The following is a 20,458-nucleotide window of genomic DNA, read 5'->3' as shown; positions in this document are numbered from 1 at the left end:
GTGCAATTTAATTCGTTAAATTGATCAAAGATTTATGCAGGTTGGTATTACTTATTCTTACATGGATGTAAGCCACTAGGGTAACGCAGGAGCAGTTACCGAGCCCGCTAGGTTACAAACCTCGCGCCGCGATTAAATACCCTAGATTGAACGAATTTTAATCTAAAAGGTCAGTAGGCCCTAGGCAAAGATATCTCGATTAGTATAATTAGTTAAACTCGAAACTTATTTGGAAATAAAGATGTCTGTATTAGTTGCTATCACAGGGCGAGATAACAAAAAATTAATGGCGCAATTAAAAATACGGTTACCTAATGTATGCATAGAAGAGTGGCCAAATTGCCAGAGTTTGGATAAAGTCGACTTTGTACTTGCTTGGAAAGCCCCGCAAACAATGTGGTCACAACTTCCTAATTTAAAAGTTGTCTCGTCTTTTGGTGCTGGAGTTGACAGTATCGATTTAGCATTATTACCTAGTAATGTTGAGGTTGTGCGCATTGTTGATACTCAGTTGGCAGAGGATATGGCTGAATATGTACTTGCTCATGTATTAGCGCAAAAGTTACGTTTTAAAGAGTATTTTATTAAACAAAACCAGCAAAGTTGGCAGCCAAAGCGTGCTTATAGCTATAAAAATGTTGGTATTTTAGGATTTGGTGAGTTGGGCAAGGCGTGTGCAAAAAAGCTTGTTAGTAATGGCTTTCTTGTAAGTGCATGGGCGCAAAGAGAGAAAAAGGCAGTTAATGTTGAAATGTTTTATGCTAAACAAGGCCTTAATAAAATGCTTCCTAATATAGATTATCTAATTTGTTTATTGCCACTTACACAAGAAACTACCGGTATAATTGATCGCATATTATTATCAAAGCTTCCAGTCCATGCAGGACTCATTAATGTTGCCCGTGGGGAGCATGTTATTGAGCAAGATTTATTAGATGCTTTAAATACAGATAGCTTACGAGTAGCTACTTTAGATGTTTTTGAGCAAGAGCCACTCGCAATCGACCACCCATATTGGCAGCACCCAAAAATAACACTGACGCCTCACTGTGCCGCATTATCTGATTTAAGAAGTGTTATTGAGCAAATAGCAGAAAATATTGAATGTTTAAGGCAAGGTAGTAAACTTAATAATCTAATAGATAGAACGAAAGGTTATTAATGGATAGTTAAATAATTTAACAAACTACTTGTTAACACTTGTAATTTTTATTATTGTTGTTAGGTATTCTCATTAATAAAAACAATAAAGAGGGTGTTATGAAGACGAATCAAGGTGGTGTGAAGTTAAGTTTAATAGTTATTTCGATTATTGTATTGGGTGTATCTGCTTGGTTTAATCAACCGACTGTTCTGTAATTACACAATGCCACAGTAAATTATTTAATCTTGCTGTGGTTATTTCTAAATTTTTGCTTTTTTATCGTTTCCATAAATACTATTTAACCTAAACTTTGGTTAAGAGATTACTTAACCGACTGAAACCTTCGGGCCTATTCCAAGTCAATCCAATGCAGTTAGCGCTGAAAATAGCTGCCTGGGATCGATTTATTATCCAGAGCCAAGTTATTTAGGTCACGTTATTTCCTTAGAATTACCCACTCACATCTAGGTAGTACCAATCCGCAATAATACTTAATCAATTTTAGGGGTAAAATCTGACGCTAACTGCGTTAAATATTTCTGATATACGACTGCACGGATGCAGGAGCAATTAGTGATAACAACTAAATAACGAAATTATTGCCTTGTTATTGGCACGGTTTTCTTACCTCAAAATACATCACTTAATTAAGCTAATAGGTATAAGAATAAAAAATTTATCGTCTAATTTTTGGATCGAGCGTTGGATGTGGGCGAGCAAGCAATCCAATATACAAATTCAGCCTTAAAAGAGTAAACACGGCCTTACTCACCCAAAATTTCGCTAATGACAATAATTTTTCTAAATTTATGATGTTTCCGAGAACCTTTCTATTTTTGCAATAAAAAGCCCAGCAATGCTGGGCTATAAAATAATCTAAGGGAAAGTTGTTAACTTTGAGTTACATTGAACTGTCCAAATGTATAAACTTTGAACAAGTAAAAAGTATTTATCAGCACCAAACTCATATTTGAAATAACACTCGACGACATAAGATCTAAGCTAAAAGATAAAAATAACAAACCACATGCACTAATCGCGGCAACGCGTAGCAGTGTTATCTGGTTAATAAAGAATGCACCTAAACCTAGTGCAAGTAGTATCGTGTTTAAAAGCCAATCTAGCTCGTTTAGCATGGTCGTTTCAATAGTTCAGTTGTAGAAAAAAGGAGCGCCATTATGTTGATATTTTGCGCACCTTTCAACCAAGTAATTTTAAATTTTCAGATTAGTTTTTTTAATGCTTAAAATAACTTCCAATCGCTGAAAATAAACCATGATCTGCTATGACTTGATACTTTTGACAGTTATTTAAACTTTCTGGATTAGTACATAAATAAAGGGATTTTCGTCTAGAATCTAATTGTGGGTGCAAGTTTGAATCTATAATGGTAGCTCCGTAGCCAAATACACCAGGCCAATAAATGCTTTCGCTTACCATCCCTAATTTTTTATAGGTGAGTAATGTCGGCTTTGGAAACGTTATTATTATTAATAGAGCAATGCTTAAAGTTATTATTAAACCTTTTTTTGACTTAGTTTCTTTGCCACCTTGGCTAGAAATAGTCGGACCTTGAGTTTCACTTATTGCGCCTTGCGATGCTGTACGAGGCCTACGTTGTTGTACTTGCTTTTTTTTGGCAGGCGTTTTTCCAAGTAGTGTTTGTTTTTTTTGTGTTTTTGACATAAAGCAGATCTGGCCTTTTTGGTGTAGGTCTCTATAATTAAATGAATAAATTTATATACCAATATAATAACGTAAATTTGGCTTGTAGCCTATGAGGAATGAAGATGAATACGCAGCTATCAATTTTAATTGTAGATGACGTTAGCACTGTACGCAGCTTTTTAAGTCAAACGCTGATGCATTTAGGGATAGATAACGTAAAGGAAGCATCTACCGCCTCACAGTGTATTAGCGAGTGCCGCGCTGCAAAATATAATATCATCTTTTTAGATATTGAATTACCTGATGGTGATGGTAAAGAATTAATTGCACAAATAAATGAATTAAGCCCTGAGACTAATGTTGTTATGGTATCGGCTCATTCGGGTATAGAGAATGTAAAAGATGCGATAGATAAAGGCGCTAAAGGTTTTGTGGTTAAGCCATTCACTCCTAAAAAAATAGCGGCAATGCTTAAGAAGTTCTATCCAGATTTAGAAAACGTGTAATTATGTAATTAAATTTTAAATAAAAAAAAACCGGCAAAAGCCGGTTTTTTATATTCTATCAAAAACAAATTATAGAGCTTTAATCTTAGCTGCTATACGGCTCTTATGACGAGCTGCTTTGTTTTTGTGAATTAGACCCTTAGTTGCGTAACGGTCTAGGATAGGTGTAGCAACAGAAAAAGCTTGCTGTGCAGCTTCTTTATCGCCCGCTTCAATAGCAACAATTACTTTTTTGAAGTAAGTGCGCATCATTGAACGACGGCTTGCGTTGTGCTGACGGTTTTTTTCGCTTGTGATAGCGCGTTTTTTTGCAGACTTGATGTTAGCCAAGGTTTGCTCCTAACAATCTTAAAATAAAGCTTAAATTAAAGGCCGTGGAATATGCCTGTTTCAATCATGAATGTCAATTTAAATTTAACAATCCAAGAAAAACTGCACCATATAACGAGCATCAATTTGCCGCTTTAGCAGTTAATACAGACATTGTAACAAAGCACAGACCCCCAGCCTAGTGCTTTAAAGCGATTTATAAAAAAGACTGTGGCATAATCGCCTCTCTTAGGGATTTTTGAGTAGGTTTAAGGTGTCAAAAGGTTTATTTCGCTCCGGTATGATAGTTAGTTGTATGACTATGATATCGCGTATTTTAGGGCTCGTTCGAGATGCTGTCGTTGCCAATTTATTAGGTGCAAGTGCAGCGGCTGATGTTTTTTTATTTGCTAACCGTATTCCTAATTTTCTACGTCGTTTATTTGCAGAAGGGGCGTTTGCACAAGCATTTGTACCCGTGTTGAGTGAAATTAAAGAGCAACAAGGTGACGACAAAGTCAGGCTTTTTGTTGCACAAGCGGCAGGTACATTAGGAACCATTTTATTGATTGTCACTATTATTGGTGTTGTTGCCTCCCCTGTTATTGCAGCATTATTTGGTACAGGTTGGTTTATAGATTGGTGGCAGGGAGGGCCTAATGCCGAAAAATTTGAACTTGCAAGTTCATTACTTAAATTTACATTCCCTTATTTATTTTTTGTAAGTTTAGTGGCGCTTAGTGGTGCAGTCATGAATGTGTATAACCGTTTTGCTGTTGCTGCATTTACACCTGTTTTACTCAATGTTTCTATCATTACGTGTGCCATTTTTTTACATGATAAATTTAGCGTCGGGGCTTATTCTCTCGCAATTGGCGTATTTATTGGTGGCGTTGTACAGCTTTTGTTTCAACTTCCATTTTTATACCGTGCAAAAATGTTGGCGCGTCCGCGTTGGGCATGGCAAGACGAAAACGTAAAAAAAGTACGAAAACTTATGCTACCGGCTTTGTTTGGTGTCTCTATTAGTCAAATTAATCTGTTGCTAGATACCATGATTGCGTCATTACTGATGACGGGCTCAATTGCATGGCTTTATTATTCAGACCGCTTAATTGAATTTCCGCTGGGTTTATTTGGTATTGGTATTGCGACAGTTATTTTACCGGCGCTTTCTAAACTACATAGCAGTAAAAAAAGTAGCGACTTTCAGCAGACTCTCGATTGGGGAGTGCGTTTTGTTATCTTTTTAGGCCTACCAGCAATGATAGGTTTAATGATCATCAGTCCACTTATTATTACTGTATTGTTCGATCACGGTGCATTTAAAGAAGACAGTATTGATCATGTCAAAGCAGTAAGCCTAGGCGTAGTCGCATATTCAGTAGGGCTTGTAAGTTTTATGCTAATTAAAGTACTGGCTCCTGGCTTTTACGCTCGCCAAGACACTAAAACGCCGGTGCGTATTGGTATTATCACCTTAGTACTTAATATGGTGTTTAACATTATGCTGGCTCCTTTCATTGGTTATTTAGGGTTAGCACTTGCTACTTCGTTATCGGCTAGCTGCAATGCATTTTTATTATACAGGCAGCTTAAAAAAGAAAATGTATACCAGTTTTCATCAACGAGCATGCGCTTTACACTTAAGTGTGTTGTTGCAAGTGCGTTTATGGGAGCTGTTACATGGTTTGTGAGCAGTTACTATTATTGGGCTACATGGAGCTTTACACATCAGGTAATGTTATTAATAGCATTAGTGGCTTTGGCAGGTATTAGTTACTTTGCAATGCTATTTTTGATGGGCGTTAGACTAAATACGATAAAAAGTGTAGCAATTACTGAATCAAATTAAAAAAAAGATTATAATCGGCAACTCTGCGACTTTAATTAATTTTTAGTCGTAATTAATAACTCGCTAAACAAGGCATTAGGTGGCATGGAGTTAATTAGAGGTATACACAATATTCGCCCGCACCATTTTGGTTGTGTGTTAACTATTGGTAATTTTGACGGTGTTCATTTAGGCCACGCAGAAGTATTAAAAGGTTTACTTATTGATGCTAAAGCACATAGTTTGCCAAGCACTGTAATGCTGTTTGAGCCTCAGCCACAAGAGTTTTTTGCTAAAAATAATGCCCCAGCACGGCTAACGCGCTTGCGAGATAAGCTACGTTTGCTAAGTGATTTAGGTATTGAGCGAGTTATTTGCATTAGCTTTAATCAGCAATTTGCAAACATGCATGCTGAGCAATTCGTTAATGAGATTTTGATTAAAAAGTTAGGTGTTAAAGCACTTACTGTTGGTGATGATTTTAAGTTTGGTAAACAGCGCCAAGGTAACTTTGCTTTGCTTGCTAGCATAGGAACGCAAGCCGGCATGGACGTAAAAAGCACCGCGAGCTTTCGTCAATTAAATGCTAGAGTGAGCAGCACTTTAATACGAGATGCTTTAGCATCTGGTGACTTAGCGAGTGCTAAAATAATGCTTGGTCACGATTATGCTATTTCTGGGCGTGTTATACATGGCTGGAAAAGAGGACGCGAACTCGGTTTTAGAACAGCAAATATTGCCCTAAAACGCCAAGTGTGTCCTGTTAACGGAGTGTTTGCAGTGCAAGCAACGATTGCAGGAAAACAGATTTTTGGAGTTGCAAATGTAGGTAATAAGCCGACATTCAATGGAACTCGTGCATTATTAGAAGTTCACCTTTTTGATTTTGCACAGGATATTTACGGACAATTTATGCATGTGGAGTTAATAAAAAAACTTCGCGATGAGAAAAAATTCGAGACATTAACACAATTAACGGCGCAAATAGCAACTGATGTTGCTGCCGCTAAGCAGTGTTTTGGTTTAAATCAGGTAGCCGATAGAGACGGAATGTAGGATAAATGAGCGACTATAAACATACTTTGAACTTACCGGAAACACCGTTTCCAATGCGTGGCAATTTGGCACAACGTGAACCAAAAATGCTTAAAGCATGGTATGAAGACGACCTATACGGTCAAATTCGCAGCGCTAAGAAAGGTAAAAAGACCTTTATTTTGCATGACGGCCCTCCGTATGCAAATGGCGACATCCATTTAGGCCACTCAGTTAATAAAATATTAAAAGACATTATTGTTAAGTCTAAAACATTATCTGACTTTGATTCACCATTAGTTCCTGGTTGGGATTGTCATGGTTTACCAATCGAGTTAATGGTTGAGAAAAAAGTAGGCAAGCCGGGCGTAAAAGTAACCGCGAGCGAGTTTCGTGAAAAATGCCGTGCATACGCTAAAAAACAAGTTGAAGGTCAAAAAGTTGATTTTAAACGTTTAGGCGTATTTGCAGATTGGGATAAGCCTTACTTAACAATGAACTTTGACTTTGAAGCGAATGCAATTCGTGTACTTGGTCGTATTATTGAAAAAGGTCATTTGCATAAAGGTGCTAAGCCTGTGCATTGGTGTACAGATTGTGGTTCTGCATTAGCAGAAGCAGAAGTTGAATACCAAGATAAGCAATCTCCAGCGATTGATGTGCGTTTTACATTTGTTGATCAAGATGCTGTTGTGAGTGCATTTGATTTGGCTGATGGTCATAAAGGTGAAGGCAGTGTTGGTACTGTTATTTGGACAACAACACCGTGGACGCTTCCTGCAAACCGCGCTGTGGCTGTGCATGCCGATTTAGAGTATGCGTTAGTACAGGTTGAAGATGAAGGCGTACAACAACGTCTAATTTTAGGCTCTGAGCTTGTTAAAGATGCTATGGACCGTTTTGGTTTTAATCACTTTCACATACTAGGGTATGTAAAAGGTGCAGCGCTTGAAAACTTGCAAGTAGCCCATCCTTTTTATGATTTTAATGTACCAGTGATTGTTGCTGAACACGTAACGACTGATTCAGGTACTGGTGTTGTACATACCGCACCTGGGCATGGTCAAGAAGATTTCGTGGCTGGTTTAAATTACAACCTTGAAGTAGCTAACCCTGTTGGTGCAAATGGTGTTTATTTACCAGATACCGAACTTTTTGCAGGTCAGCACGTATTTAAGGCGAATGCGAGCGTAATTGAAGTATTAAAAGAGCACGGTGCGCTTATGCATCATCATGCGCTTACGCATAGTTACCCGCATTGTTGGCGCCATAAAACACCAATCATTTTCCGTGCTACACCACAATGGTTTGTAAGTATGGATCAGGCTAACTTGCGTCAAGATTCTCTTGCTGAGATTAAAAACACGCAATGGTTACCAGAGTGGGGCGAAAGCCGTATTTCTAACATGGTTGAAAGCCGCCCAGATTGGTGTATATCACGCCAGCGTACTTGGGGCGTGCCAATCGCGTTGTTCGTTGACAAAGACACCGGTGCACTTCACCCAAATACACAAGAGCTAATTGCTCAAGCAGCAGCGCTTGTTGAAAAGTCTGGTATACAAGCATGGTACGATTTAGAACCAGCTACTTTACTTGGTGAAGAAGACGCCAAGCAATACATGAAAGTACAAGATACGCTAGATGTATGGTTTGACTCAGGTGTATCGCACGCTTGTGTTGTAGACGCCCGTGAAGACTTAGTGGGGCCAGCTGATTTATACCTTGAAGGGTCTGATCAACACCGTGGTTGGTTTATGTCATCGATGATGACATCAGTGGCTATTAATGGTCATGCGCCATACCGCCAAGTATTGACTCATGGTTTTACGGTTGATGAAAACGGCCGAAAAATGTCTAAGTCACTAGGTAATGTTATTTCACCACAAAATGTGATGAATAAACTAGGTGCCGACATTCTACGTTTATGGGTTGCCTCTACCGATTACACGGCAGAAATGACTGTGTCGGATGAAATATTTAAACGTTCAGCCGATCGTTACCGTCGTATTCGTAACACCAGCCGTTACTTGCTTGCTAACCTAAATGGTTTTGATCCAAAAACTGATCAAGTAGCTGTTGATGATATGGTTGAGCTTGATAAGTGGATTGTTGGCCGTGCTGCTCAGTTACAAGACGAGATTTTAGCCGCGTACGACAGCTACCAAATGCTATTAGTAACGCAAAAGCTAATGAACTTCTGTACGGGTGAACTTGGTTCGTTCTATTTAGATGTTATTAAAGATCGTCAATACACAGCTAAGAGCGACAGCCATGCACGTCGCTCTTGTCAAACAGCGCTTTATCATATTGCAGAAGCAATGACGCGTTGGATGGCACCTATTATGAGCTTTACCGCACAAGAAATTTGGGAAGCGTTACCGGGTGAGCGTAGTGACTACGTATTTACATCAGTTTGGTACGATGGCTTACAAGCGCCAACAAATAGCCAATTTAGTAACGATGATTGGTTAGAGATTTTAACTGTACGTGACGAAGTAAACCGCTTATTAGAAGCTGCACGTAAAGAAGAAGTCATTGGTGCAACACTTCAAGCAACGGTTAATTTATTTACGAGTAAAGAGCTTGCCGCTAAGTTAAATGCGCTTGGTGATGAACTGCGTTTTGTATTGTTAACATCAGCGGTAAATGTTACTGAAGTTGATAGCCAGCCTGCTGATACACAAGCTACCGAAATTGAAGGTTTGTTCATTAGTGTTGCTGCAACAGATGCTGCTAAATGTGAGCGTTGTTGGCATTACAGTGAAGATGTAGGTGTTGAGCCTGCTCATCCTGAAATTTGTGGTCGCTGTGTAAGTAATGTTGATGGCGAAGGTGAAAAGCGTCAATTCGCTTAGGAGTTATTCTTAGTGAGCAAACTAGCCCAAAAAAGTGGTTTAGTGTGGCTTTGGTTGAGTCTATTACTTTTAGTAATAGACTTTGCCAGTAAAACACTTGTTGTAGGGACAATGGCTTATCAAGAGTCGATAAATTTACTCCCTGTTTTTAGTATTACTTATGTGCATAATTATGGTGCTGCTTATAGCTTTTTAAGTGAAGCGGGTGGTTGGCAGCGTTGGTTTTTAAGTGCAATTGCCATTGCTATTAGTGCTTTGCTTGTGTGGTGGCTAAAACGTTTACCTGCAACAAACAAAGTACTATGCGGTGCCTATGCACTGGTACTTGCAGGCGCTATTGGTAATTTATACGATCGTATTGCGTATGGTTATGTAATCGACTTTATTCACGTATTTTATAAAGACTCACATTTTCCTGTATTCAATATTGCTGATTGCGCTATTTGTATTGGCGCAGCACTATTGTTATTTGACGCCTTTACCGGTGAGAGTCCGAAGGAGCATAAAGCATGAGCCAAGCTGTAATTGGTGAAAACTCACAAGTTATTTTCCATTTTTCTATTAAATTAGAAGATGGTTCTGCCGCCGACTCTACCAAGGTGCACAATAAACCTGCTAAATTAACAATGGGCGATGGCAGCTTAACGGCAAACTTCGAAAAGTGTTTATTAGGGCTAACTGCAGGCGAAAGTAAAACGTTTGAATTAGAACCTGAAGATGCGTTTGGCCAGCCAAACCCAGATAATATTTACTATGTTGATCGTAGTAAGTTTGGTCCAGAAACACCAGCTAAGGTAGGTGCAATTATTGCGTTTACTCAACCTGATGGGACTGAGCTTCCAGGTTTAGTACGTGAAGTGCAAGGCGAGTCGGTAACGATTGATTTTAATCACCCTTTATCTGGTCAGCGTTTAACGTTTGAAGTTGATATTATAGAGGTAGAAGGTTAATGGAAATATTATTAGCTAATCCACGCGGCTTTTGCGCTGGTGTTGACCGTGCTATTAGTATTGTTGAGCGCGCTTTGGATATTTTTGAAAAGCCAATTTATGTTCGCCACGAAGTAGTACATAACCGCTATGTGGTTGATGGACTAAAAAGCCGTGGTGCGGTTTTTGTTGAAGAGCTTGATCAAGTACCTGACGACAGCATTGTTATTTTTAGCGCACATGGCGTATCGCAAGCTGTTCGCAGCGAGGCTAAACGCCGTGACTTAAAAGTATTTGATGCAACGTGTCCGCTTGTAACTAAAGTACATATGGAAGTTACACGTGCGAGTCGCAAAGGTATTGAGTGTATTTTAATTGGACACCATGGTCACCCTGAAGTAGAGGGAACAATGGGACAATATGATAACTCAGCCGGTGGCATTTACCTTGTTGAAACTGTTGACGATGTAATTGCGCTTGATGTAAAAAATGCTGAAAACCTTTTTTATTGCAGCCAAACAACGCTTTCTGTTGATGATACCGCTGATGTTATTGATGCACTTCGCAATAAGTTTCCATCAATTGACGGACCGCGTAAAGATGACATTTGTTATGCAACGCAAAATCGTCAAGACGCTGTGCGTGACTTAGCTGACAAAGTTGACGTGCTATTAGTCGTTGGCGCTAAAAATAGCTCTAATTCTAATCGCTTGCGTGAGCTGGCAGATAAAATGGGCACGGTTGCTTATTTAATTGATGATGCAACTGATGTGCAAGAACAGTGGGTTTCGGGTTCTAAATCAGTGGGTGTTACTGCGGGAGCCTCTGCGCCAGAAGTACTTGTACAACAAGTTATAAGCCGATTAAAAGAGCTAGGTGGCACACAGGTTGTTGAAAACCCAGGCGAAGAAGAGAATATAGTATTTGCTGTTCCTGTAGAGCTACGTTAATTTAAAATTTAGATTAAAGGAGAGTCGTTATGAGCAAGTCACTTCAAAATGATGGTTTGCTTTTTTCGGCTCTTTTTAATGAGCGAGGCGTATTAGCTTCGCTTATTGTTTCTCAAGTTATTGCTATTGTTTTAGCCTTTGCACCCAATGTAGAAGGTGATATTTGGCTTCGACTTGGGATCATTAGTTTATTTTTACATTTAATTGTTTTAGTCGGCACTTCTTCTTTATATTTTTGTCGTTTTTTTTTACAAAACCGTACTCAAGCTTTTCAGTTAAGTCTATTTTTTGCTTCTTTTTTATTATCTACCTGTATTTTTAGTATTTTATTTTCCCATTTTGCTTTTGATATAGATGATACAAAGAACCTAATTTATTTTACACTTCGCAATTGCATTATAGTGGCTTTGCTGGCAGCTTTATTCGTCCAATTTTTATTAATTCATTTTGAAAAAGCGCAACAAACTAAGGCGCTCTCTCGTGCTGAGCTTGATGCCTTACAAGCTAGAATACGTCCTCATTTTTTATATAATAGTTTAAACACTGCTGCGGAGCTTACCCATCATGATGCCGATGCGGCAGAGCAAGCCATTTTAGCATTAGCCGCCTTATCGCAGGCTGCAATGCACTCAGGAAAAAATGTATCTCTTGACGATGAAATAACGCTGAGTAAGCAATATATAGCACTTGAAACATGGCGTTTTGGTAACCGCTTAAGAGTTGATTGGCAAATACCCAATGAACTACCTGCATTGAGTATTCCTTGTTTAACACTGCAGCCATTAATTGAAAATGCGGTATGCCACGGCGTTGAAACAAGTGAGCATGGTGCAGAAATAAAAGTAGAGCTGCATATTACTACCGGCTATATAACCATGATTGTATCTAACCCCATAGTAATTTCTAATGCTCAAACTAGGCCTAATAACGGCATGGCGCTTGAAAATATTCGCCAGCGATTAAATATTTATTATAAAAATAAAGCGCAGCTAACAATTACTAGTAAAAATGATGTGTTTAGGGTCAAGGTCGTGATCCCTAAGCTAATTGAGGGCAGTGTATGAATGTACTCATTGTTGATGATGAACCTCTTGCGAGATCGCGCTTAATTCGTTTGTTAGCACACGACAAAAGTATAGTTGTACAAGGCGAGGCAAGTAATGGTAATGAAGCCCTAATACTTGCTAAAAAGCAAACGCCAGATTTAATTTTTTTAGATGTTGATATGCCTGGAATGAATGGTTTACAAGTTGCTAATGAGCTCAATAGTTTAATTCTACCTCCAGCAATTGTTTTTATAACTGCTCACCCTGAGCATGCCTTCGATGCTTTACAATTAAGCGCAGCGGGTTATTTAGTTAAACCTATTTCAGAGCAATCATTGCAAAAGGTGCTTAAGCAAGTCGGGCGTTTAAACAAAGTGCATATTCAAAAACAGCAAAATGTAAAAATTTCTTATCAGCTAGCTGGTACTCTACGTAGCGTTGATATAAAAGATGTTTTGTACTTTAGTGCAGAAGAAAAATACACCAAAATGGTATTTTTAACTGGAGAAGCTTTACTAGAACAAAGTTTAAAGCAGTTAGAATTACTCTATCCAGCGTATGTTTTACGAATTCATCGTAATACATTAGTTAATAAAAAAAGGGTTATTGCTTTGCATTCGCAAGGGAGTAGTCATCACATGATTGAACTTAAAGGGAGTCGCGAGTTACTGCCTGTTAGTCGTCGTGAGCTCAAGGCTGTCAAAAGCGCGCTTTGATTTTATACCTCTTAAATATATTCTGTTAACCGCTTATCAACAAATTTAACCGCCTATCGTAGTATTGATTGAACATTACCATTTAGCAGATAAACTAATAATTAGATAATTTTCATTTGGTTTTTTTATGCAATCTTACTCTCCTTCTTCCAAAAAAGGTTTCACACTGATAGAAGTGCTTATTGCATTTATTATTCTCAGCTTTGGTTTGTTAGGTGCTATCGCACTACAAGCTAAAGCAAAGCAAGCAAGTTTTGATTCAATGCAGCGCGCTGCGGCTGTAGCGCTTGGCAACGATATTATTCAACGTATTCGTGCTAATGATACGTCTCAATTAGGCACACTCTATAAACAAACGTTTAATAGCCAAACCGCTATGAAATCGACAACTACTTGTTTTAGTAATTCATGCAGTTCAGCACAAATTGCGCTGTTGGATATTGAACAGTGGAAACGAGCTATACGCGCTCGCGAAAATACAGGAACGCTGGATGGGGCCACTGTATGTATAAACCCTTCAGCTATTGGTGGCTCAGGCGGTAAAGCATTCAACTTAGAGGTTGTTGTCTCGTGGCAAGGCAGGCAAGAATTTACCGCTAATAAAGCGACGGGCGATATTAAATGCGGGACAGCAGATAAACGACGCCGTCTAGTTGTTTTGACCAGCTATATCTATCTTAGGAGCTAAGCATGAAACAAAAAGGGTTTACACTTATAGAAGTCATGATCTCTCTTTTTATTGGTGGTCTTGTACTTGGTGGTGTCATGTTTACCTACATAGGTATGAAAGTAACAACTCGAGATACTATGACAATAGGCGAGCTGCAAGAGTCAGGTCGCTTAGCTATAAATATAATGCAACGAGATATTGAGCAAATTGGGTTTTGGGGAACATTTTATGATGATTCATTTTCATCAGCGAACACGACGACATTAACAACACCTAATGCAGCAAACGATTGCCTTGAAGGCTTAAATAACGGCAGTTTCCCAGATCTTTCCAGTACCACTAACTTTCGCACTATTTATGCCAAAACAGCGGGAGCCGTAAAAGAGCTTAATTGCGTAACTAATCCAATAGGTGGAACGGATATCCTGCAGCTTAAGTTTTTACAGGGTGATCCAATTACAGTTAAAGCGGGCAGTAATGAAACACAAAATAAAGAAAATTACTTTATAGCAGAGCAAGAGCGTGCACAATTTGTGCGAAATATTGTTGATCCAGCGACGCTAAATGTTAATGCGACAGTGTGGCCGTATAGTCACCATGTTTATTATATTTCTAATCAAACCTATACGGTAAATAATAATAAGTTAACGGTTCCTGCATTAATGCGTAAACGTTTGGTTGACGATGCTATGAAAACCGAAACAATAATGGAAGGGGTCGAAAACATGCGTTTTGTTTTTGGCTTAGACACAACAAATGATAGTCGAATAGATATGTATAAGAGCATTGATAATATGGCTCCAGCCGATTGGGAAAATCGCAAAGGAATTTTAACTGTGCAAGTATTTTTATTGATACGGGCCCTGCAACCTGATGCAGACCTTAGCATTAAAAATCAAACATACACGTTAGGCGAAGATGCAGATAATAGAGAATTACAATTTACAGATAATTTTAGGCGAACTGTTTTTACAACGACTATTCGATTAAATAACGTTGGGGAAAATTTATGGCGCATTTAATGAAATCACAAATCAAGCAACAAGGTGTTGTACTGATTACTGCTTTGATAATGGTAATTGCTGTCACGGGTATTGCGGTAACATTAATGAGCAGTAGCAGTATTGATATTAAAATTACGAATGCAGCACAAGAGCGCGAAGTAGCTGAAAATGAATTGATAGGCGAAGTACTTCGCGTGATTGCTGAGGAAGCAAATAAAGGTGCGGCTAATCAGTTCTTCTTGTCACCCGAGGAAGTCACTAAAATAGCTGACGAAAGCACCGACGGAATGCTTATTGCTGAACATAATGGTATGCCAAGTAAAATGATTAACTTAAATAAAGGCGCACTTAATCTGGAGTGTCCGAGGTGCTATAGCTGCACAAAAGGGGTTGCTTGCAATATGATGCAAGTATCAACAACAATAGAGTATGGCTCTAAAAGCAAACATCAGTTAACCATTGTTACCGGTATTGCTCAACAAATGGCTAGTACAGGCAAAGGAATTTAAAATGAGACTTAAATTAAATAAATTATTTGCTGCATCTCTAGGGTTAACAATGAGTGTACCGGCTACCGCTGAGGATATAGAGCTCTACGTGAATCATAATATTAACGTGGATGAAAAACCACGTGTGCTGCTTATATTTGATACATCGGGAAGTATGGCGTTTTCATCAAGTTCGGGTAATGATTGTGGGTACAGTAATAATCTAAGACGCTATATATTATGCTCGGATAGTCGCCTAGGTGCGGCACAATATGCGATGAATAAAGTTATAGAAGATAACGATAATATTGACTTTGGTTTAATGCGTTTTAAAGAGACTGATGGCGGTTATATTATAAATGGCTTGGGGAAAGACCCCTCTGTGGTTAAATCGTCAATCGCAAATTTACCAGCGGATGGTGGAACGCCGCTAACAGAGACACTCTGGGAAGCCTATTTATATATTACAGGGCAAAGTGTGAGCTATGGTTTGGGAGCAAGCGAAGTTGAAAGAGATACCAGTGTTGAAGATATTGTAACGACTCAGATAGAAAAAGAGCATTGCTATTGGACTGGTTGGGGGCGAAATCGCAGAGAGGTTTGTTATAACTATTATGATACACAAACTACTTATACGTATGTTTCTCCATTTAATGACAGCGTAGAGGAAGCGAAGCGTTGTGATAACTCAGTAAATATTATTTATATGACTGATGGTGATCCGTCAGGAGATAATGATAGTGATAGCGTAATTAGTGATGAGCATAAGAAGTACTTTGGGCAAGGCCTAAATTGGAGTACTGATAGTTATTACAGTAGCTATTTACATCAGTTGGCTAAAGTTATTCATGGTACGAGTAATGTAAAAGTAGATTTGTATCCAGCGACTCCTGATATTCACGAGACAGGGCGTCTATACACAATAGGTTTTGGTTCTGGAATGAGTGCTAAGGGGCAAGAGCTTTTAGTTAAAGCTTCGTCATTAGGTGGTGGCGAAAACTTTCCAGCCAGTACCCCAGATGAATTATCTAAGTCACTAAATAAAGCAATTTCTAAAATTCGAGAAGTAAATGATAGCTTTTCATCGCCATCTGTAGCGAGTAATAACGTCGATCAAACTCGTAGTCGAAATGCTATTTATTTCGCTATGTTTTATCCTGAAATAGGTACTAGGTGGAAAGGAAACTTAAAAAAATTAAAAGTTTCTGGTAGCCGTATTATTGATTCAACGAATAAAGCGGCGCTTGATTCGGATGGTTTGATTGATGATGATGCAAAAACCTATTGGTTACCAAGTGAACAGTCAGCTGATGGAAGTTTGGTTGCAGAAGGTGGTGTAAATTATCACTTAAGCTCACTCACTGGCAGTGATGCTTTAAAAAGGCGGAATCTTTATACAAATAAGCAAGGAAGTATTGTTGAATTTAACACCACGATTGTAAGCGAGATACTTGATTCATTAGATGACAATCCGATTACTTTAAGTAGCTCTGATATTAAATGGTCTATGGGCATTGATGTTGATGATGAAAACGGTGATGGCGATAGAACAGATCAAAGAGGTAATATTTTTGGTGACCCCCTGCATTCTAAACCGATAGCGATAGATTACGGCAATGATGATATTCGTATTCTAATAGGCACTAATGCTGGATTTCTGCATATGTTCAAAGATGATGATGTTAATAATGAAGTGAGCGAAAGTTGGGCATTTATACCTTCTGATCTATATGACATTATTAAACCTCTTCGCAATAATGAAACCGGTAAACTGTATGGTATGGATGGGCCGATTAGTGTTTATTTTAATAATAAAAACCTAAATGATAATGGCTTAAATGATGGTGTTATTGATGCAAGTCAAGGTGATCAAGTCTGGGCTGTAGCAGGTATGCGACGTGGTGGTAAAAACTATTATGCACTTGATATTTCAGACCCTAGTGAGCCAAAAAAGTTGTGGGCACAGCCAATCGAAGGTGGTAAAGGCGATTTTAAAGAATTAGCTCAAACGTGGTCAAAGCCACAGATTGCTTACATAAAAGCATTTGGTGATAAGCCGTTACTTGTGTTTGGTGCAGGGTATGATACGAATAAGGATGCGGCTATTCGAAGTAAAGATAATATAGGTAGAGGTATTTATATTGTTGAAGCTGAAACAGGAAAAAGAGTATGGGCGCTCACCCCTGATATTAATGGATTTGAGGGCGAACACAGTATTGCTGCTAATGTTTCTTTACTTGATTCTGATTACGATGGATACATTGATAGAATTTACGCATCTGATACTGGAGGAGATATATGGCGTATTGATATGCCAGGAGACGATGTAAATAAATTTAGTCACTTTAAGTTTGCTGAATTGGGAAGTAGTCAAGCAACAGAAGATAGACGCTTTTTTTATAACCCATTAATAGTAAGAACGATGTTTAGCAAAGTTTCTGAAGTGACTGTAAATGGTAAAAAAGTTATAACTCGGCTAGATACACCCTTTGATGCTGTGGTATTAGGGAGCGGTAATCGTTCGAAACCGAATGATACCAATGAAAAAGATCAATTGTTAATGATTCGAGATGAAAACACGGTAACACGAACGTTTACAACAAATACACCAGATGCGATTAAACTAGCTGATTTAATGCCGATGAATTTAGACCCTTTTGGTAATGCATTAAATGATGTTGATAAATTTGTCGACTTAGAAGTAGATTTAGCTGGATTCAAGGGCTGGCACTATGAATTAGGCACAGGTGAAAAGTCGTTAGCTGCAGCTGCCGTTGTAGGTGGTGTTGCTTATTTTTCATCATTTAAGCCAGCTTCAGATACGTCAACTGAAAACCAATGCTCGCTTAGTGGGGGAGGAGGTTCTTTATATGCATTCCATTTACACTACGGGACGAAAGTGTATGACGAATTAAAATTTTCCACGAGTTATGATGTACCCGATACAGCACAGCTTTATTTTGGCGAAGGAGAATCTTGTGTGGATGCAAATAACAATGGTAAATGTGATGCAGAGCCTATTCTGGATGAAAATGACCCTACACCACCAGATATCATTGATACAGACATAGATGTTAAAATGGAAAGTCAGTTCTATTTAATTGGCCCTGGCATCAAAGGCGAAAATGCTGAAAATCCAATGAAACCAGTCGAGATTGTAGGGCCTGGGTTAAATGTTGTTGATGGTAAGATTAAGTTAGTTAATGATGTTCAACCTATCGGCTTTGGCTTCAAAACGCAGCAAACTTATATTTATAAGCGTGAAGAAAATGACGAAATCAAAAATTAAGGAAAAATAGATGAGCAATAAACAAGGTGGATTTACGTTAATTGAGCTAATGATAGCTGTTGCTATCGTTGGTATATTAGCTTCAATAGCATTACCTAATTACACTGAGTATGTTAAGCGCACTTCGCGTGCTGAAGCCGCTGCGGCATTATTGGATGCGGCAAATAAAGAAGAGCAGTTTTTTGTTGATAATAGGGAATACACAGAATCGTTTGATAACCTTGGTATTAATAATAAAACAGAAAGTAAACATTTTGAACTCAGTATCGAAGTGAAACAAACGAATACGTTTACCATTAAAGCAAAGCCCATAGGTGGCGCAGTAAAAGGTGATGGTGATTGTACTGAACTATCTATTACTGATATTGGCTTAAAGGGTGCAAAAGGTACTAAAGGAGCTACTGACGTTGACTATTGTTGGGGTCGGTAATTATTAGTTAACCTGAACTTTGGATAATAAATCTATCTCAAGCAGCTATTTTCAGTACTGACTGCGTTGAATTTACTTGCAATAGGCCAGCTATTGCAAGTAAATTAGCCTTGTTTTCACTGAAAATCTCTGGCTAGAGAAAATAAATTTAAACATCACTATGATTAAATACGTTAGTAAACCTCTTAACCAGAGTTCAGGTTAGTTACTTTTTTGACATATATCGGTTGATTTAATTCGTATTCGACCCGTTTGACTTACTGACAAGGCAAGCCCTTCAAGATTTGCCTTGTCGCTATTTGGACAATAGATAAAAGTGCCATTTTGAAAGCCATTTAGTGAACCGTCAGGCCTAAAAGTTATTGCATCACGAGGGTATTTTAAGCTATCTGCATCATGAGTATGTTCAAATGTACTCAAAAGTAGTTCATCGTTATTTAGTGTAGTGGATTTATCATTATCGATAAATAAAGAGATTCGACCGTCCCAATCATCTTTCACACATTCCTTTTCTTTTAACGTACATAGCGTAACGTAGGTGCTATTTTCGATTGCATACAGCCGTGCGTAGTTAATATTACGATGTAATAGGTTAACTTGATTGTCGGCACGATTTAAGGCTAAAAAATCTGAAAAGAACCATATTGAAAGCTGACTGATGATAGCAATGATTGATAAAGCCACCATTAACTCTATGAGAATTATCCCTAATATTTTGTTTGAACGTGTTTTAAACCTCATCCCTGAAGCCTTAAATCAATCTAAATGATTAATTTAGTCTAGTAAATAATCAGAATATGACAAATTTAATTAGTGTGTTTTTTAATCACATTTTTCTGTGGTATCTCCTAGATAAAAGGCTGTTCCTGATTGAGAAACTCTGAGCGCTTTATTGTTTTCAGTACCGTTATTGGGGCAAAAGATAAAGTCGCCTGGATTAGTCGTGATACGACCGCTGGTATTAAAGCGCAGCATTTTTTCATTTCCAGTGTATTTTAATTTATCTGTAGAACTAATTTTTTCCATTGCTCTAAAAATAGTGTCTGTTTTTCTATTAAATTTACCATTGTTATTTTTATCAACAAATAATGCTATTACCGAATCGCCTTGCCATGTGTTTTGACAATTAAAGAATTTATTTTCGCTTATCTTATTTAATGGTCCAGGGCATAGCACCATTATTTCATCAGTACTTGCTGCTTGAGAACGTGCATAGCTAATATTTCTTTTCAACTCTAACAAAAAATTTTCAGCCCTATTTTCTTCAAGCATGTCGCTACTGTTCCAAAAGGCAATAGAAGCAATAATACCCACAATAGAAACAGTGACCATTAATTCTAGAAGGGTGAATCCGTTTTGTTTATTGTTCATATTAATCTCATTACTGCGAGTTGTTTAAGTATAGCTATTTTTATTTGGTAAATTATACCATGGTTGATTGTTTTATCACCGTCATTCAATTGCTTTGTTTGCTATGAACTCTATGATTGTCTAAAATCGAAGGGTAATCCCCCCGAAAAATAATAGATGCCAAACGTAGAATTTTCTCTTATTGTAAACACAGGAGAAAATTATGAAAAAAGCA

The 20,458-nt window shown here is 38.1% G+C and carries 20 protein-coding genes; 15 read left to right on the top strand and 5 right to left on the bottom strand.

Features of this window, described 5'->3' with window-relative positions:
* Positions 1 to 241 precede the first annotated feature (241 nt).
* On the top strand, positions 242 to 1,162 hold the full coding sequence (locus tag DC53_RS01260) for a 2-hydroxyacid dehydrogenase (protein WP_033032068.1): 921 nt from the start codon (positions 242 to 244) through the stop codon (positions 1,160 to 1,162).
* 872 nt (positions 1,163 to 2,034) lie between these two features.
* Here DC53_RS01260 and DC53_RS01265 read toward each other — a convergent pair.
* Both DC53_RS01265 and DC53_RS01270 read right to left on the bottom strand, forming a co-directional pair.
* Positions 2,035 to 2,280 carry a hypothetical protein gene (locus tag DC53_RS01265; RefSeq protein ID WP_007376914.1) on the bottom strand — a complete coding sequence of 82 codons (246 nt, stop codon included), beginning with the start codon at positions 2,278 to 2,280 and terminating at the stop codon, positions 2,035 to 2,037.
* Between the two features lie 100 nt (positions 2,281 to 2,380).
* Complete coding sequence (locus DC53_RS01270) at positions 2,381 to 2,830, bottom strand: hypothetical protein (RefSeq protein ID WP_033032066.1); 450 nt, start codon at positions 2,828 to 2,830, stop codon at positions 2,381 to 2,383.
* Positions 2,831 to 2,934: 104 nt separating this feature from the next.
* Between DC53_RS01270 and DC53_RS01275 the strand changes: the two genes are divergently transcribed.
* A complete protein-coding gene (locus DC53_RS01275; RefSeq protein WP_007376916.1) occupies positions 2,935 to 3,318 on the top strand; it encodes a response regulator in 384 nt (127 codons plus the stop codon).
* 69 nt (positions 3,319 to 3,387) lie between these two features.
* Here the strand turns inward: DC53_RS01275 and rpsT are convergent, their stop codons facing one another.
* Entirely contained in the window at positions 3,388 to 3,648 is a 261-nt protein-coding gene (gene rpsT, locus DC53_RS01280; protein WP_002958225.1) for a 30S ribosomal protein S20, read from the bottom strand.
* Between the two features lie 295 nt (positions 3,649 to 3,943).
* Between rpsT and murJ the strand changes: the two genes are divergently transcribed.
* From murJ to DC53_RS01345, 13 genes are all read left to right on the top strand, one after another.
* The gene (murJ, locus tag DC53_RS01285; protein ID WP_033023584.1) at positions 3,944 to 5,482 is read left to right on the top strand and encodes a murein biosynthesis integral membrane protein MurJ; all 1,539 of its coding nucleotides are present in this window, start codon (positions 3,944 to 3,946) and stop codon (positions 5,480 to 5,482) included.
* An 84-nt stretch (positions 5,483 to 5,566) separates the two neighbouring features.
* The gene (ribF, locus tag DC53_RS01290) at positions 5,567 to 6,517 is read left to right on the top strand and encodes a bifunctional riboflavin kinase/FAD synthetase (protein WP_007376918.1); all 951 of its coding nucleotides are present in this window, start codon (positions 5,567 to 5,569) and stop codon (positions 6,515 to 6,517) included.
* Between the two features lie 5 nt (positions 6,518 to 6,522).
* Positions 6,523 to 9,351, top strand: a complete 2,829-nt coding sequence (gene ileS, locus DC53_RS01295; protein ID WP_007376919.1) for an isoleucine--tRNA ligase — start codon at positions 6,523 to 6,525, stop codon at positions 9,349 to 9,351.
* A 12-nt stretch (positions 9,352 to 9,363) separates the two neighbouring features.
* Entirely contained in the window at positions 9,364 to 9,864 is a 501-nt protein-coding gene (gene lspA / locus DC53_RS01300; RefSeq protein WP_007376920.1) for a signal peptidase II, read from the top strand.
* A complete protein-coding gene (fkpB, locus tag DC53_RS01305; RefSeq protein WP_002958231.1) occupies positions 9,861 to 10,301 on the top strand; it encodes an FKBP-type peptidyl-prolyl cis-trans isomerase in 441 nt (146 codons plus the stop codon). Before lspA ends, fkpB begins: the two co-directional genes overlap by 4 nt.
* Positions 10,301 to 11,230 carry a 4-hydroxy-3-methylbut-2-enyl diphosphate reductase gene (gene ispH, locus DC53_RS01310; protein WP_007376921.1) on the top strand — a complete coding sequence of 310 codons (930 nt, stop codon included), beginning with the start codon at positions 10,301 to 10,303 and terminating at the stop codon, positions 11,228 to 11,230. The genes fkpB and ispH overlap by 1 nt, the downstream gene beginning before the upstream one ends.
* Before the next feature lie 29 nt (positions 11,231 to 11,259).
* Entirely contained in the window at positions 11,260 to 12,294 is a 1,035-nt protein-coding gene (locus DC53_RS01315; protein ID WP_033032064.1) for a sensor histidine kinase, read from the top strand.
* Positions 12,291 to 12,992, top strand: coding sequence for a LytR/AlgR family response regulator transcription factor (locus DC53_RS01320; RefSeq protein ID WP_033032062.1), 702 nt, complete (start codon positions 12,291 to 12,293; stop codon positions 12,990 to 12,992). Before DC53_RS01315 ends, DC53_RS01320 begins: the two co-directional genes overlap by 4 nt.
* 127 nt (positions 12,993 to 13,119) lie before the next feature.
* Entirely contained in the window at positions 13,120 to 13,680 is a 561-nt protein-coding gene (pilV, locus tag DC53_RS01325) for a type IV pilus modification protein PilV (RefSeq protein ID WP_007378375.1), read from the top strand.
* Positions 13,681 to 13,682: 2 nt separating this feature from the next.
* Entirely contained in the window at positions 13,683 to 14,684 is a 1,002-nt protein-coding gene (locus DC53_RS01330) for a PilW family protein (protein WP_033032060.1), read from the top strand.
* Positions 14,672 to 15,175: a hypothetical protein gene (locus tag DC53_RS01335; RefSeq protein ID WP_007378373.1), complete on the top strand. Its 504-nt coding sequence runs from the start codon at positions 14,672 to 14,674 to the stop codon at positions 15,173 to 15,175. The genes DC53_RS01330 and DC53_RS01335 overlap by 13 nt, the downstream gene beginning before the upstream one ends.
* Before the next feature lies 1 nt (position 15,176).
* Positions 15,177 to 18,443 (top strand): pilus assembly protein, encoded by a 3,267-nt coding sequence (locus tag DC53_RS01340; RefSeq protein ID WP_033032058.1) that lies wholly within the window; start codon positions 15,177 to 15,179, stop codon positions 18,441 to 18,443.
* 10 nt (positions 18,444 to 18,453) lie between these two features.
* Complete coding sequence (locus DC53_RS01345; RefSeq protein ID WP_007378371.1) at positions 18,454 to 18,873, top strand: type IV pilin protein; 420 nt, start codon at positions 18,454 to 18,456, stop codon at positions 18,871 to 18,873.
* Between the two features lie 201 nt (positions 18,874 to 19,074).
* Here DC53_RS01345 and DC53_RS01350 read toward each other — a convergent pair whose 3' ends face one another.
* Together DC53_RS01350 and DC53_RS01355 are read right to left on the bottom strand one after the other, a co-directional pair.
* Positions 19,075 to 19,614, bottom strand: coding sequence for a GspH/FimT family pseudopilin (locus tag DC53_RS01350; protein ID WP_007378370.1), 540 nt, complete (start codon positions 19,612 to 19,614; stop codon positions 19,075 to 19,077).
* Positions 19,615 to 19,695: 81 nt separating this feature from the next.
* Positions 19,696 to 20,244 carry a GspH/FimT family pseudopilin gene (locus tag DC53_RS01355; protein WP_007378369.1) on the bottom strand — a complete coding sequence of 183 codons (549 nt, stop codon included), beginning with the start codon at positions 20,242 to 20,244 and terminating at the stop codon, positions 19,696 to 19,698.
* Positions 20,245 to 20,458: the final 214 nt, after the last annotated feature.

The sequence above is a fragment of the Pseudoalteromonas fuliginea genome (assembly GCF_000690055.1).
GTDB classification, from domain to species: domain Bacteria; phylum Pseudomonadota; class Gammaproteobacteria; order Enterobacterales; family Alteromonadaceae; genus Pseudoalteromonas; species Pseudoalteromonas fuliginea.
Note: the sequence above shows the minus strand (reverse complement) of the source record. Positions and strands in the feature narration are given on the sequence as shown.